Here is a 15,457-nt window from a genome sequence, read left to right on the forward strand (position 1 = left end):
CCCCCTCCACCAGCCTGCGGCTGGTCCCCCTCCCCGTGCCGGGGAGGATTTACATGTCCGCGGCAAGCTTACCCCGAACGCCCCCCTCGCACCGCTCGTCTGGTTCAAGTCCGGCGGCACGGCGCAGTGGCTGTTCGAGCCCGCGGATATCGATGATCTGAGCGCCTTTCTGGCAGCGCTGGACGCAGCGGTGCCAGTCATGGCGCTCGGCCTCGGCTCCAACCTGATCGTCCGTGACGGCGGCGTGCCCGGTGTCGTCGTCCGGCTCGGCAAGCCCTTCGCCAGGGTTTCAGCGGATGGCCTGACGCTCACCTGCGGCGGCGGGGCAAGCGGTATCCTCGTGTCCTCGACCGCGCGCGATGCCGGCATCGCCGGCGTCGAGTTCCTCCGCTCGATTCCCGGCACGGTCGGCGGTTTCGTGCGGATGAACGGCGGAGCGTACGGCAGGGAAACCGCCGATGTGCTGGTCTCCGTCGACGTCGTCCTGCGCTCGGGCGAGCGGCGCACGCTTGGTCTCGAGGACCTCGGCTACACCTATCGCCACTCGACGCTGCCCGAAGGCGCGATCGTCGTCGGTGCGACCTTTCGCGGCCAGGCGGGTGAGTCGGCCGCGATCCAGGCGGAGATGGACCGTATCGCCGCCGCGCGCGAAGCGTCGCAGCCGCTGCGCAGCAAGACCGGCGGATCGACCTTCAAGAACCCTGACGGCCACAAGGCCTGGGCGCTGGTCGACGCGGCGGGCTGTCGCGGACTGACCCGCGGCGGCGCGCAGGTCAGCGAGAAGCATACCAATTTCCTGCTGAACACAGGCGCCGCGACGAGCGCGGATATCGAAGGACTGGGCGAAGACGTGCGGGCACGGGTGAAGGCGGCGAGCGGGGTGGAGCTCGAATGGGAAATCCAGCGGGTGGGGGTGGCGACGTGAGGCGGCCGATTGCGATCCTCCCCTGCAAGGGGAGGTGGCTGGCCGAAGGCCAGACGGAGGGGTGTCGCGCCCTCGATTGCGTGACACCCCTCCGTCATCGCTGCACGATGACACCTCCCCTTGCAGGGGAGGATTGTCTGTGACCTCCCCTCTCCACATCGTCGTTCTGATGGGCGGCTGGTCCGGCGAGCGTCCCGTGTCGCTCATGTCCGGCGCGGGCGTTGCCGATGCGCTGGAATCGCTTGGCCACCGCGTCACGCGCATCGACATGGACCGCAACGTCGCCGCGCGCCTCGCCGAGGCGAAGCCCGACCTCGTCTTCAATGCGCTTCACGGTGCGCCGGGCGAGGACGGCACCGTGCAGGGGATGCTCGACCTGATGGGCATCCCGTACACCCACAGCGGGCTCGCCACGTCGGTCATTGCAGTCGACAAGGTGCTGACCAAGAACCAGCTCGTTCCCCACGGCATCCCGATGCCCGGCGGGCGGATGGTCAAGTCCGCCGAGCTGTTCGACGGCGATCCGCTGCCGCGGCCGTATGTCGTGAAGCCGGTGAACGAAGGATCGTCGCTGGGCGTCGCGATCGTCACCGATGACGGCAACTACGGATCACCGATCGGGCGCGATGTTGCCGGCCCGTGGCAGGACTTCGCGGAGCTGCTCGCCGAACCCTATATCCGCGGGCGCGAGCTGACGACCGCGGTGCTGGGCGACCGGGCACTCGGTGTCACCGAACTGCGGCCCAAGTCGGGCTGGTACGATTTCGACGCGAAGTACACCGACGGAATGACCGAGCACGTCTTCCCCGCGCAGATCCCGGACGAGATCACCGACGCGTGCAAGCGGGTCGCTGCCGACGCGCACCGCCTGCTCGGCTGCAAGGGCGCGTCGCGGTCGGACTTCCGCTGGGACGACGAACGCGGCGTGGACGGGCTGTTCCTGCTGGAGGTCAACACCCAGCCAGGCATGACCCCGCTCAGCCTGGTTCCCGAACAGGCGGCGCATTGCGGGATCAGCTATCCACAACTGGTCCAGTGGATCGTCGATGAAGCGCTGGGTTCGCGATGAGCCGCGCGCCTGCCAAACGCACGCTGAAGCGCCGGCCGCAGACGGCGGGCCGCGGCGGACGCAAGCCGGTGAAGAAGGTCGGCCTGCTCGACCGCGCCGTCGCCGCGATCCCGGTCAGCGAACAGACGCTGCGCAAGGCGACCGGCTGGTCGATGTTCGCGGCGGCGCTCGCGGTGCTGCTGGTCATGGCGGCGTGGCTCGGCATTCCCGGCACGATCGGCACGGCGCTCGCCGAAACGGTCGGGCGTGCGGGCCTGAAGGTCGACCGGATCGAAGTCACCGGCACCAACCGCATGGATCGGATGACGATCTACGCCGTCGCGCTCGACCAGCGCAGTCGGGCGATGCCGCTGATCGACCTGGAAGGCGTGCGCAACCGCCTGCTCGACTACCCCTGGGTCGCCGATGCGCGCGTGTCGCGGCGGTTGCCCGACATGCTGGTCATCGACATCGTCGAGCGCGAGCCCGTCGCGATCTGGCAGAACCACGGCCAGCTGATGCTGATCGACGTGACCGGCAAGCCGCTGGAGCCGGTGTCGCCCGACGCGATGCCGCCACTGCCGCTGGTCATCGGCGACGGCGCCAACGAACGCGAGCCGCAGTACCAGACGCTGCTGAACGCCGCCCCGCAGTTCAGGCGGGTCGTGAAGGCGGCGACCTGGGTCGGGGACCGGCGCTGGGACCTGCTGTTCGCCAGCGGCGAAAAGCTGTCGCTGCCCGAAGGGGAGGACGCCGCGGCCAGGGCGCTGGCGAAATTCGCGCAGCTCGACGCACGCGACCGCCTGCTCGGGCGCGGCTATCTCAGCTTCGACCTGCGCGATCCGACGCGTATGGTGTTGCGCTTGCCGGGCGGCGCGACCAATGCGAAGGCGATAACGGGGGACGGCGTCTGAGGGGCGCCACACGGGGGCAAGGCAATGGCGAAGGCAGGGCCTGAGGAACTCATCACCGCGCTCGACATCGGGTCGTCGAAGGTGTCGGCGCTGATTGCGCAGAAGGGCGACGGCGGCGAACTGGTCGTGCTGGGCACCGGCCAGCGCGAGAGCCGCGGCGTCCAGCGCGGCTACATCAGCGACATGCACGCGACCGAAGCCGCGGTGCGCGAGGCGGTCGAGCAGGCCGAGCGGATCGCTGGTCTCAACATCGAGGATGTCTGGGTCAGCTTCTCCGCCGGCGGCCTCGTCAGCGACGTCGTGAAACTGGAGGTCGATCTGGGTGGCCACCGCGTCGAACAGGCCGACATCGACGACCTGCTGCGCGCCGGACGCAACGCGATCGATCCCGGCGGGCGGATGGTGCTCCACGCCCAGCCGATGCGCTACACGCTCGACGGGCGCAACGGCGTGCGCAATCCCCTCGGCCTCCACGCCGACAAGCTGGGCGTCGATATCCACGTCGTCGCGACCGACGGCTCGCCGGTGCGCAACCTGGACCTGTGCGTCCGATCCGCGCACCTCGAGGTCAAGTCGATCATCGCCGCGCCCGTCGCGACCGGGCTGTCGTGCCTGAGCGAGGAGGAGCGCGAGCTGGGCGTGGCGCTGGTCGAGATCGGTGCGGGCGTCACCAACGTCAGTGTGTTTCGCGAAGGCGTGCTGGCCAGCCTCGCCTCGATCGGCATGGGCGCGGCCGACATCACCGACGATATCGCATCGGCCTTCGGCACGCGGCGTGCGCAGGCGGAGCGAATGAAATGCTTCCACGGCTCGGCGAACATGAGCCCGCGCGACCATCACGAGATGATCGACGTCGCGCCGATCAGCCACGAGGGCGAGGCGGAAGTCACGCGGATCACCCGCGCGCAGCTCAACACCGTCATCCGCCAGCGGCTGGAGCGGCTGATGGCCGAAGTGACGAAGGAGCTGAAGCGGCTGAACTTCGACGATCCGGTCGGGCGCCAGATCGTGCTGACCGGCGGTGGCTCCGAACTGCGCGGCATCGCCGATTACGCGCAACAGGCGCTGGGCCGGGCAGTGCGGGTCGGGCGTCCGCGCGGGCTGTCGGCGCTGCCCGACGCACATTCCGGCCCCGCCTTCGCGACGCTGGCCGGCCTTGCCGCCTTCGCCGCATCCAACCCGATCGACCTGCGCGCGATCGAGCCGAATGGCGGGCAGATGGTGTCGCGGCCGAAGGGCGGGGCGCTGCTCCAGCGGCTGATGTCGGCATTTCGGGCGAATTATTAACCTTTTGCGACAGCCCGCAGTTTTTCCCTAGTCGGAAAGCGGGTGTTGGTGCAAAACGAGACAGTAACAGGTGGATCCCGGAGTAGTTGGGGTCCTTGGGAGATCAGGGCATGAGCATCGAATTCCTTCCCCCCGACGTGGATGAACTGACGCCGCGCATCAGCGTGATCGGCGTCGGCGGCGCCGGCGGCAACGCGATCGCGAACATGATCCGCGCCGACGTGCAGGGGGTCGAGTTCCTTGTCGCCAACACCGACGCGCAGGCGTTGAAGCAGTCGGACGCGCCGACGCGCATCCAGCTGGGCACCAAGATCACGCAAGGGTTGGGCGCGGGCAGCCGTCCGGAAATCGGTCGCGCCGCGGCCGAGGAGACGATCGAGCAGATCCAGAAGAGCCTCGAGGGCGCGCATATGTGCTTCATCGCCGCCGGCATGGGCGGCGGCACGGGCACCGGCGCGGCCCCGGTCATCGCCAAGGCGGCGCGCGACATGGGCATCCTGACCGTCGGTGTCGTCACCAAGCCGTTCGCGTTCGAAGGCAAGCGCCGCGCGCAGTCGGCGGAAGCCGGCATCGAGGAACTGCAGAAGTTCGTCGACACGCTGATCGTCATCCCGAACCAGAACCTGTTCCTGATCGCCAACGCCAACACGACCTTCAAGGAAGCGTTCGAGCTGGCCGACGAAGTGTTGCAGCAGGGCGTGCGCGGCATCACCGACCTGATGGTCATGCCGGGCCTCATCAACCTCGACTTCGCCGACGTCCGCTCCGTCATGCAGGAAATGGGCAAGGCGATGATGGGCACGGGCGAAAGCTCGGGCGACGCCCGCGCGATCGAAGCGGCGCAGAAGGCGATCGCCAACCCGCTGCTCGACGGCGTGTCGATGCGCGGCGCCAAGGGCGTCATCGTGTCGATCACCGGCGGCGACGACATGCGCCTGCTCGAAGTCGACGAAGCTGCCAACCACATCCGCGAGCTGGTCGATCCTGACGCCAACATCATCTGGGGCTCGGCATTCAACCCGGACCTGGAAGGCAAGATCCGCGTGTCGGTCGTCGCCACGGGCATCGAGGCGGTGGCCGAGGGCGAAGCGCCGCCGGCTCCGGTCGCCGAAGCGCCGCGCGTGTTCTCGTTCAACGCCCCGCGTCGCCCGGAACCTGCCGCTGCCCCCGCACCGGTGGCTGCGCAGCCGGCGCCGGCGCCCACGCCTGACGAAACCTACGGCACCACCGCACCGGTGTCGCCGCAGGTCGATGCCGGCGGCTATGACGAGCCGACCCATGTGTCGTCTCCCGCCGCCGTCGCCGCGCGCGACGAGGATGACGAGCTGGTGCTTGGCTCCGACGCGATGATGGACGTGCCGCCGTCGCAGGCGCCTGCCCAGCCGCAGGCTTACGGCGATCTGCCGGCCGAACCGTCGATCCGCCGTCGCTGGCTGACCGGCGCGGCCGACGAAGCGCCGGCCCCGGCCGAGCCCGCCCCGCGCGTCAAGATGGGCGGCACGCTGTTCGAACGCATGTCGGGCCGCGGTCCGAAGGCGGAAGAGGAAGGCGACAAGGCCCCGCTCGACATCCCGCGCTTCCTGCACCGCCAGAACAACCAGTAATCCGGTCGATCCGGTTACCGGAAATAACGGGCGTCGGGCAACCGGCGCCCGTTTTTCGTACAATCCTCCCGGGCACGGGGAGGGGGATCGATGCATGACGTTCCGTTGTCACCTGAAGCTGAATTCCTCCCCGGCACGGGGAGGGGGACCGCGCCGCGTCAGCGGCGGGGTGGAGGGGGCTCTCCGCGACCGAGACGGCGGAGGGTCTGTCGTGATCCCGACGATCAACGGCAGATAGAGCTCTCAGCAAGCGAGACGGTGGAGGACGTGTCGTGGGGCTGCTGCATCGCCTTGAGCTGTGCCATCCGCGAACGCATCCCCCGCGGCCCGGCCCCTCCACCAGCCTGCGGCTGGTCCCCCTCCCCGCAGGCGGGGAGGATTGGAATACACCTTGGGTCCGCTCAGGGTCTCGTCGTCCCGCTCCCCGCAAGGCGGGGAGGATTGTGCGGGGTGCCGGGGATGGGGTTCCATGCCCGTCTCCTCCCCGCGGGCGGGTAGGATTGTCGGCCTCGGTCCAAAACCCGCGCCGTCCCGACACATTTCGTCGACGAAGCCGCGGCCGTCCCGACTCCCCGTCGTGTGCCCGACCTGCTAGGCAGCGATCACGATGCGCGCCCGACACCAGCCCGACCGGTCGATTCCGTCCCCGTTTTCAGCCGGTTCGACGCGAACCCGCCGACAGGACAGCGCAGGTTCAGGCGCGACCGCGCCCAGGTATGATCCGCGATGACACTCCGACCTTTCCTTTCCGGCGTCGCTGCGATCGCGTTGTTGGTGGTTCCGGCGACCGGCTTTGCCCAGCATATGATGCCTGCGCCGACGCCGACCGCGGATGCGCTGGCGACGCAGATGCGCGTGCTGGCGCAAAACCCGCGCGACGTGTCCGCGCTGCTTCAGGCGAGCGAACTCAGCGTCCGGCTGGCCGATACCTCGGCGGCGCTGGCGTTCCTCGCGCGCGCGCAGGCCGTCGATGCTAACACCCCGCGGTTGCTGGCGGCGCGGGCGTCGGTGCTTGTCGCGATGGAGCGCCCGGTGGAGGCGCTGCGCCTGTACGATCAGGCCGAGCGGCGCGGGGTCGCGATGGACCCCTATCTGCCGCAGCGCGGGCTGGCGTACGACCTCACCGGGCAGAGCGCCCTGGCACAGCGCGAGTATCGCCGCGCGCTGGCGCTGGCGCCGGATGACGAGACGACGCGCCGGCTGGGCCTGTCGCTCGGTATAGCCGGCCAGCGCGACGCGGCGCTGGCGCTGCTCGATCCGCTGCTGCGCCGCAACGATCGTGCGGCATGGCGGGCATGGGCGTTCGTGCTGGCGATGACCGGCGACCAGGCGCAGGCACGGCAGATCGCAGCGGGCATGATGGCGGGCGGCGCGGCGCTGTCGCCGTTCCTGGCGCGGCTGGAGACGCTGCCGGTGACCGACCGGGCCTTTGCCGTGCATTTCGGCCAGTTGTCGCCCAGCCCGACGCGGGTCGCCGACGCGCGCCTTGCGCCGACGCCCTATGCGCAGGTCGCACCGCAGGTCGCGAGTCAGGCGGTGCGCCCGCCGATCACCCAGACCCCGCCGGCGACCTTTGCCGCGGCGACGCCGCGCGTGAGCACGCCCGCGCCGACCCGCATGGCGTCGCGCACGCCGACCCGCATCTTCTCGACCGAAATAGCGCCGCCGGTGTCGCTCGTCCGGGAAGCGGCGGCACCGGTGGTGGCAGCGGTGACGCCAGCGCCATCCGCCGTGGCGACGCCAGCGCCATCCGCCGTTGCGACGGTCTCGACCGGGATCGCGCCCGGGCGCGTCGCGATGGGCACGCCCATTCCGGTGCCGTCCAGCCTGACCGCGGCGCCGGCCCCCAACGTCGTCCGAGCCGCCGCGCCGTTTGTGGCCACGCCGACACCGAACCCGGTCGTGGCATCGACGCCCACCCCGGCAGCGGCGATGCCGACCCCTGCGCCGCAGCCGGCCGCCGTCCCGGTCGAGGTCGTGACCCTGCCGGCACGGCAGGTCGCGTCGACGCCCGTTTCGACGCCGACGCCGGCCACCGCGGCGCGCCCCCTTGCCCGCACGCCCGAGGTCGCCCGGCGCAACACGCAGATGCTCGCCTCGATCATCGAGAAGATCGACGTGCCTGCGTCGGAACTCGACGTCGCGGCGCCCAAAGCCGTCGCGGCCCGCCCGGTGCGTGCCGCCCGCGCGGAGACGAAGGCGATCGCAGCCGAGCCGGATGCCAAGGCGACGAAGAAGACCGCCGCCGAAAAGAAGGCGGAGGCCAAGGCGATGGCCGACGCCAAGACCGCATCCGATCCGAAGGCGAAGAGGATCGCGGACGCGAAAAAGGCCGCAGACGCAAAGGCAGACGCAAAGAAAGCCGCCGAAGCCAAGAAGCCCGACCCCGCCAAGGCCGAGCCGCAGCGCTGGTGGGTCCAGGTCGCCGGTGGTGCGAACGAGGATGACCTGGGCAAGGACTGGAAGCGCGTCGCGGGCAAATCCGGGGCGCTGAAGGGCAAGGGCGCCTACACCACACCGCTGCGCGCGACCAACCGGCTGTTGACGGGGCCGTTCAAATCGCAAGAAGAGGCCATGGCCCTCGTCAACTCCCTCAAGAAGGACGGCACGTCCGCATTCGCGTGGCAGAGCCCGGCGGGTCAGAAGGTCACCAGGCTCGCGCCGAAGTGATCGAACGCGCCAGCTGGGCGGCCAACCCGGACACGACGAAGGGACGGCTTCACGCCGAACCCGGCGGCTCGGCCCGTGGGCCCCGCGACGCGTTCCAGCGCGATCGCGACCGCATCATCCACTCGATCAGCTTCCGCCGGCTGCGGCACAAGACGCAGGTGTTCCTGGCGCCCGACGGCGACCATTTCCGCGTCCGGCTGACCCACAGCATCGAAGTCGCGCAGATCGGCCGCACCATCGCCCGCACGCTGGGGCTGAACGAGGATCTGACCGAGGCGCTGTGCCTGGCGCACGACATCGGCCACCCGCCGTTCGGCCATGCCGGCGAGGATGCGCTGGAGGCGGCGATGGTCGGCCACGGCGGCTTCGACCACAACGGCCACACGCTGCGCGCGCTGACCCGGCTCGATTCGCCCTATCCCCTGTGGCCCGGGCTCAACCTGACGTGGGACACGCTGGAGGGGCTCGCCAAGCACAACGGGCCGGTCCACGCACCCGGCTGGGCGCTGGCTGCGGCCGATGCGGACATGCCGCTGGACCTCGCCAGCCACGCGTCGCTGGAGGCGCAGGTGGCGGCGCTGGCGGACGACATAGCGTACGACAACCACGACATCGACGACGGCCTGCGCGCCGGTCTGCTGACGCTCGACCAGTTGCTTGCCGTCCCGCTGGTCGCGCGCGGCTGGGACGCGGTGCGGGCGCGCTTCCCCGACGTGCCCGCCGATCGGCTGATCGGCGAACTGATCCGTTCGCAGATCGGCGCGATGGTCAACGATCTGATCGAGACCACGCGGGCCGCGGTCGCCGACGCGCGCGTCGAGACGGTCGATGATGTCCGCAACGCCGGCCGCACGCTCGGGCGCTTCTCCGAGGCTATGCGCGAGGACGAGCGCGTGCTGAAGCGCTTCATGTACGCCAACCTCTATCACCACCCCAGCCAGATCGCAGCGGCGGACGCGGCACGCACGGTCGTGAGCGGGTTGTTCGCGGCCTACCGCGCCGATCCTGCGCTGATGCCGCCCGAATGGCGCGACCGGATGCCCGCCGACGAGCCTCTGCGCAGCCGCCACATCGCCGATTTCATCGCCGGCATGACCGATCGTTACGCCATCCGCCGCTTCCAGGACATCGCCGGCCCGGTCGCCCTGCCGGAGGGATTCTGACGCCGGCCGAGCCTCACCTGCGACGAACCGCGCGGCTGACATAGTTCTGCGACAGGGCAGGCGTAGGCCGGCTGGCGATAGAGCAGGAGATCGCCGCCGATGTCCGATACCGCCATTGCCCTCAACCGCTTCGGCCTGGGGGCCCGCCCCGGCGAAGCGCCGCCCGCCGATCCGCGCCGCTGGCTGGTCGCGCAGTTCGATCGCTACCAGCCGCGCCCGGCTGTTCTGGCCGACGCACCGACCGCGGTGCAGGCGGGGGAGTATCTCCGGCAATATCAGGCGATCCGGCAGGATGTGCGGCAGGAACGCCGTGCGCAGGCGCCCGCTGACCCGTCCATGACCGACACGGCGATGGCGCCCGCCAGCCGTCGTCCGGCGGGCCCGCGACAGGTGGCGCAGGCCGACGACACGCCGCTGACCGAGACGGAGCGGATGCGTCAGGCGCTGCGGCGGCAGGGGCAGGGCCTGTACACGCGATCGATCGGGCTGCGCATGAATGCGGCCCTCACTGCGCCCGCGCCGTTCGTCGAGCGGCTGGTGCATTTCTGGGCCAACCACTTCGCCGTATCGGCGGACGGGATGCGCGTGACGCCCTTGGCCGGGCCGTTCGAATTCGAGGCGATCCGCCCGCACGTGCTGGGCAGCTTTCGCGACATGCTGTTCGCGGTCGAGCAGCACCCGGCCATGCTCGCCTTCCTCGACCAGGCGCAGTCGGTCGGGCCGAATTCGGTGTTTGCGCAGTTTGCCGCGCAACGCCCGGTGGCGACGCAGCGCAAGTTCGGGCTGAACGAGAATCTCGCGCGCGAAATCCTGGAGCTCCACACGCTGGGCGTGCGGACGGGCTATACCCAGGCTGACGTGACCGAATTCGCGCGCGCCATGACCGGCTGGACCATCGCCGGGCTGGGCCGTGGTGCGGGTCGCGGGCAGGGCGGCGCACCCGGCAGCTTCCAGTTCGCGCCGCGGCTCCACGAACCGGGTGCGCGGACGATCCTGGGCAAGAGCTATCCGCAGGAGGGCGTGGCGCAGGCCGCCGCCGTGCTCGATATGCTGGCGGTCCACCCCTCCACCGCCCGGCACATCGCGACGAAGCTGGTCCGCCACTTCGTTGCCGACGATCCGCCGCCAGCTGCGGTCGCGCGGGTGGAGGCCGCGTTCCTGCAATCGAACGGCGACCTGCCGACCGTCTATCGCGCGTTGATCGCCGCGCCCGAGGCCTGGGGCGCGCAGGCGACGAAGTTCAAGACGCCGTGGGACTGGTCGGTTTCGGCGCTACGCGCGCTGGGCATCACCGAATTCGGCACGCCGCAGACGGTGGGCCTGCTCCAGCAACTCGGCCAGCCGGTGTGGCGGCCGGGCTCGCCTGCCGGCTGGGACGATGTCGCCGCCAGTTGGGCCGGGCCCGATGCGGTCTTGCGGCGGGTCGAGGCCGCCGAGCGCTTCGCCAATCGTGTGGGCCAGGTGATCGACCCGCGCGCCCGCGCAGCCGAACTCTTCCCCGGCGGCGCCAGTGCCGCGACGACGCAGGCCATCGCCCGCGCCGAAAGCCCGCCCCAGGGCCTGGCGCTCCTGCTCGTGTCCCCCGATTTCCTGCGGAGATAAGCCCATGGTCACGCGTCGACACTTCGTCTCCTCCGCCGGCCTCGCCATGCTGGGGGCGACCTTTGCGCCCCGCATCGCCTTCGCCGCGGCGCCCACGGACAAACGCTTCGTCTTCATCATCCAACGCGGCGCCGCCGACGGTCTCGGCACGCTCGTGCCCTATGGCGACCCGGCCTATGCCGCGGTGCGCGGCGTGCTGGCGGACGGTCAGCATCAGAAGCTCGACGGGATGTTCGGGCTGCATCCGATGCTCACCCAGTCGGCGGCGATGTTCCGGTCGAAGGAGGCGCTGTTCGCCCACGCCGTCGCCTCGCCCTACCGCGACCGCTCGCATTTCGACGGGCAGAACGTGCTCGAGACGGGCGGGGCTCAGGCCTATGCGGTGAAGGATGGGTGGCTCAACCGGCTGCTGACCGTCCTGCCGCAAGGCGACAATCGCGCCATCGCGATCGCCGCGACGGTGCCGATGGCGCTGCGTGGGCCGGTTGAGGTCGCGTCCTACGCGCCCTCGGCACTGCCCGATGCGACCGACGACTTGCTGGCGCGGGTGACGCAGCTGTATCAGGGTGACGCGCAGCTGCATGGGCTGTGGGAACAGGCGATGGCGACGCGGACCCTGACCGGCGATCTGAGCGCCGACGATGGTCGCAATGCTGCCGCGACGGGTGCGCTTGCGGCCAAGCTGCTCGCGCCCGCCGACGGCGCGCGGATCGCGATGATCGAAACGGGCGGCTGGGACACGCACAGCGGCCAGCAGGCGCGGCTCGGCGCGCAGCTCCGTGGGCTCGACGCGATGGTCGCCGCGATCAAGACGGGCATGGGCCCGGCGTGGAAGGATACGATGGTGCTGGTCGCCACCGAATTCGGCCGGACGGTCGCGGTCAACGGGACCGGCGGCACCGACCACGGCACCGCGTCTGCGGCCATGCTGTTCGGCGGCGGGGTGAAGGGCGGCCGGGTACTGGCCGACTGGCCGGGGCTGGCGGCGGCCAATCTCTACGAAGGCCGCGACCTGAAGCCGACGACGAGCCTGGACGGCTTCATCGCCGGCGCGGTGGCGGCGCATTTCGCGATCGATCCGGCGCGCACGGTTGCGGCGCTGTTCCCGAAGGCGGGGGCGGTAAAGGCGGTGGAGGGGTTGGTCTAGGGCGGGTAACCCCAAAAGTCCGTTCGCCCTGAGCTTGTCGAAGGGCTGTCCTTCTTCGTGCCGCGGACTGCGCGGCATCTGAAGAGAAGGCAGTGCTTCGACAGGCTCAGCACGAACGTGACAGGGAGGGCGCTCAGTCCGCGCTGGCGGTGCGGTCGGCGGCGCCTCGGGCAAGCGCCCCCTTGGCCGAGGCGACCGAGAAGCGGACCGGGCGGGTGCCGGCGTAACCGGTCACGACGCCGTTGCGGACGACCAGGCGGAACGCGTCGCCCTGCGGCAGGGCGGTTCCGGTCAGGACCGTCGCGCCACCGGCCGACACCGTGCTTTCGTAGCGATAGGTGACGCCGTCATGCACGAAGCTCTTAGTCGGCTCCCCGGCGATGCTAGCGGTGGCAACAAGGGCAACGGCGGGGGTTGCGATGAGGCTGAGCAGCTTGAACATTATCGGTCTCCGGGTTGGCGTCGGGTCCGGCGGTGGTTCGCGGCGTCTCCTGACCGGCTCAACATATTGCACTGCAACATGGCGGCAATCGCGAGGATTGCCATCGTAGTTGCAGTTCCTGCAATCGCGCGGGGCGTCCCGCTTGCGGTGATGCGCCGCCGCCCTTAAGCGCCGGGGCGCTATGACACTCTACTCACGCTTCGCCGCTCATCTCGATTCCGCCCTCGATGCGCTCGTCGCCGCAGGCACGCTGCCGGCGGGGCTGGAACGACGCGCGGTCACCGTCGAACCGCCGCGCGACCCGAGCCACGGCGATCTTGCGACCAATGCCGCGATGGTGCTGGCCAAGCCCGCCGGCACCAATCCGCGCGTGCTGGCCGAAGCGCTGATCGGCGAACTGCGTGCGATCCCCGGCGTGTCGGGCGTCGCGGTCGCGGGGCCGGGCTTCATCAACCTGACACTCGACGACACCACGTGGCGCGACGAGCTTGCCGGCATCGTTGCCGCAGGCGACGATTACGGCAAATCGTCCGTTGGCGCGGGTATCGCCGTCAACGTCGAATATGTCTCGGCCAATCCGACCGGGCCGATGCACATGGGCCATTGCCGCGGTGCGGTGGTAGGCGATGCGCTCGCCAACCTGCTCGCCTTCGTCGGGCACACAGTCATCCGCGAATATGTCATCAACGACGCGGGCAGCCAGGTGCAGACGCTCGCCCGTTCGGCGCACCTGCGCTACCGCGAGGCGCTGGGCGAGGCCATCGGTGCGATGCCGGAGGGGCTGTATCCGGGCGATTACCTCGTGCCGATCGGCCAGGCCCTCGCCGCCGAATTCAGCGACCGCTACGTCGGCGCGCCGGAGAGCGAATGGCTCGCGACCTTCCGCGTGAAGACCGTCGATGCGATGATGGAGCTTATCAAGGCCGATCTCGCGCTGCTCGGCATTCACCACGACGTGTTCGCCTCCGAAGCCGAGTTGCAGGCGGCCGGCAAACCGCAAGCGGCCGAGGCGTGGCTGCGCGCGCGCGACCTGGTCTATGACGGCGTGCTCGAGGCACCCAAGGGCGAGACGCCCGAGGACTGGGAGCCGGTCGAACTGCCGCTGTTCCGGTCGACGAGGTTCGGCGACGACCAGGATCGCCCGATTAAGAAGTCGGACGGGACCTGGACCTATTTCGGCGCCGACCTCGCCTATCACTTCCAAAAGGCCGAGAGCGCCGACCAACTCATCGACATCTGGGGTGCCGACCATGCCGGCACCGTCAAGCGCATCCAGGCCGCCGTCGCCGCGCTGACCGAAGGCCGGACGCGGTTCGACGTGAAGCTCGTCCAGATGGTCCGCCTGCTGCGTGCCGGTGAGCCGGTCAAGATGTCGAAGCGCGCGGGCAATTTCGTGACGCTGGCCGATGTCGTGCGTGAAGTCGGCAAGGACGTCGTCCGCTTCACCATGCTGACCCGCAAGGCCGACGCGCAGATGGATTTCGACTTCGCCAAGGTGGTCGAGGCGTCGAAGGACAATCCGGTCTTCTACGTCAACTACGCCCACGCCCGCGTCCATTCGCTGCATCGCCGCGCGAAGGAGGCGGGGATCGTGCTGCCGGAGCAGGCCGACCTGTCCCGGCTTGATACGGCAGAACTGGCGCTGGTGAAGCGGATGGCGCAATTTCCACGCGTGGCCGAAGGGGCTGCGGCTGCGCGTGAGCCGCACCGTATCGCCTTTTATCTCTATGACTTGGCCGCCGAATTTCACGCGCTGTGGAACCAGGGTAACGACGATCCGTCCAGGCGCTTCCTGCTGGTCGACGATGTCGCGACGACCGCGGCGCGACTGTTCTTGGCCGATGCGGTCGGTCAGGTTATCCGTGGCGGGCTGGCGATCATGGGGGTCGAGGCGGTCGAGGAGATGGGCGCGTGAACACCGGTAGCGAAAGCGGCGGTCGTCCGGTCATTGCCGAGGACGATCGGCTGCCGTGGCTCGAATCCGCGGACGACGATTATCGCGAGGGCCCGTCGCCGCTGCGCATCGTGGCCATCGCGGTCATCGCCATCGCGCTGATCGCAACTGCGGTGTGGGCGTTCAATCGCTATGGCCGCAGCACCGGAACGACCGGATCGGGTGAGCTCATCACCGCGCAGGACGGCGATTACAAGGTCAAGCCCGAGACGCCTGGCGGCATGACTGTCGACGGGCAAGGCGACAGCGTGTTCCGCACGTCGGAAGGCGCCAGCGCCACCGGCGCGATCGATACCCGTGCCGTACCCGAAGCACCCGTCGCGGGCCGCACCGCCAAGCCCGCGGCCAAGCCGGCCGAAGGCGCCACCCGCGTCGTCACCGCCGTACCGACAGGCACCGGCGGTCGCCTGACCGCACAGTCCCCCGACATGGCGGTGCCCAGGGCGACCGCGGGCGGCGGCGGCGGCGCGCTGGTCCAGCTCGGCTCCTTCCCGACCGAAGCCGCGGCGAATTCGGCGTGGGAGGCGCTGTCGAAGCGCTTCGCCTATGTCGCGAACCTGGGCAAGTCGATCGAGAAAGCCGATGTTCGCGGCAGCACCGTCTATCGCCTGCGCGTGAACGCCGGCAGCAACGGTAACGCCAACACCATCTGCGGCCGGCTGAAGGTCGCGGGGGAAGCGTGCTTCGTTCCGAATTGACGG

Annotated in this window: 12 protein-coding genes; 11 read left to right on the forward strand and 1 reads right to left on the reverse strand. The window is 69.9% G+C overall.

Annotation, left to right across the window (positions count from 1 at the left end; all coding sequences use genetic code 11):
• The 9 genes from murB to ASE86_RS06480 all read left to right on the forward strand — a co-directional run.
• A partial coding sequence (gene murB / locus ASE86_RS06440; protein WP_056426710.1) for a UDP-N-acetylmuramate dehydrogenase occupies positions 1-925 on the forward strand: 925 nt, incomplete at its 5' end.
• 139 nt (positions 926-1,064) lie between these two features.
• Positions 1,065-1,994: a D-alanine--D-alanine ligase gene (locus ASE86_RS06445; protein WP_082441715.1), complete on the forward strand. Its 930-nt coding sequence runs from the start codon at positions 1,065-1,067 to the stop codon at positions 1,992-1,994.
• On the forward strand, positions 1,991-2,887 hold the full coding sequence (locus tag ASE86_RS06450; protein ID WP_082441717.1) for a cell division protein FtsQ/DivIB: 897 nt from the start codon (positions 1,991-1,993) through the stop codon (positions 2,885-2,887). Before ASE86_RS06445 ends, ASE86_RS06450 begins: the two co-directional genes overlap by 4 nt.
• A 24-nt stretch (positions 2,888-2,911) precedes the next feature.
• Positions 2,912-4,174 (forward strand): cell division protein FtsA, encoded by a 1,263-nt coding sequence (gene ftsA / locus ASE86_RS06455; protein WP_056426713.1) that lies wholly within the window; start codon positions 2,912-2,914, stop codon positions 4,172-4,174.
• A 110-nt stretch (positions 4,175-4,284) separates the two neighbouring features.
• On the forward strand, positions 4,285-5,778 hold the full coding sequence (gene ftsZ / locus ASE86_RS06460) for a cell division protein FtsZ (RefSeq protein WP_056423799.1): 1,494 nt from the start codon (positions 4,285-4,287) through the stop codon (positions 5,776-5,778).
• 726 nt (positions 5,779-6,504) lie between these two features.
• Positions 6,505-8,448: an SPOR domain-containing protein gene (locus tag ASE86_RS06465; RefSeq protein WP_082441719.1), complete on the forward strand. Its 1,944-nt coding sequence runs from the start codon at positions 6,505-6,507 to the stop codon at positions 8,446-8,448.
• Positions 8,445-9,611, forward strand: coding sequence for a deoxyguanosinetriphosphate triphosphohydrolase (locus ASE86_RS06470; protein WP_056423803.1), 1,167 nt, complete (start codon positions 8,445-8,447; stop codon positions 9,609-9,611). Before ASE86_RS06465 ends, ASE86_RS06470 begins: the two co-directional genes overlap by 4 nt.
• A 99-nt stretch (positions 9,612-9,710) precedes the next feature.
• Complete coding sequence (locus ASE86_RS06475) at positions 9,711-11,213, forward strand: DUF1800 domain-containing protein (RefSeq protein ID WP_056423805.1); 1,503 nt, start codon at positions 9,711-9,713, stop codon at positions 11,211-11,213.
• A 4-nt stretch (positions 11,214-11,217) separates the two neighbouring features.
• A complete protein-coding gene (locus ASE86_RS06480; RefSeq protein WP_056423806.1) occupies positions 11,218-12,360 on the forward strand; it encodes a DUF1501 domain-containing protein in 1,143 nt (380 codons plus the stop codon).
• A 133-nt stretch (positions 12,361-12,493) separates the two neighbouring features.
• Here the strand turns inward: ASE86_RS06480 and ASE86_RS06485 are convergent, their stop codons facing one another.
• Positions 12,494-12,802: a hypothetical protein gene (locus ASE86_RS06485; RefSeq protein WP_156347045.1), complete on the reverse strand. Its 309-nt coding sequence runs from the start codon at positions 12,800-12,802 to the stop codon at positions 12,494-12,496.
• Positions 12,803-12,983: 181 nt separating this feature from the next.
• Between ASE86_RS06485 and argS the strand changes: the two genes are divergently transcribed.
• Entirely contained in the window at positions 12,984-14,717 is a 1,734-nt protein-coding gene (argS, locus tag ASE86_RS06490; RefSeq protein WP_056423811.1) for an arginine--tRNA ligase, read from the forward strand.
• Complete coding sequence (locus ASE86_RS06495) at positions 14,714-15,454, forward strand: SPOR domain-containing protein (protein ID WP_235524006.1); 741 nt, start codon at positions 14,714-14,716, stop codon at positions 15,452-15,454. Before argS ends, ASE86_RS06495 begins: the two co-directional genes overlap by 4 nt.
• Positions 15,455-15,457 lie beyond the last annotated feature (3 nt).

This window comes from Sphingomonas sp. Leaf33 (assembly GCF_001421785.1).
In the GTDB taxonomy this organism is placed as follows: Bacteria; Pseudomonadota; Alphaproteobacteria; order Sphingomonadales; family Sphingomonadaceae; genus Sphingomonas.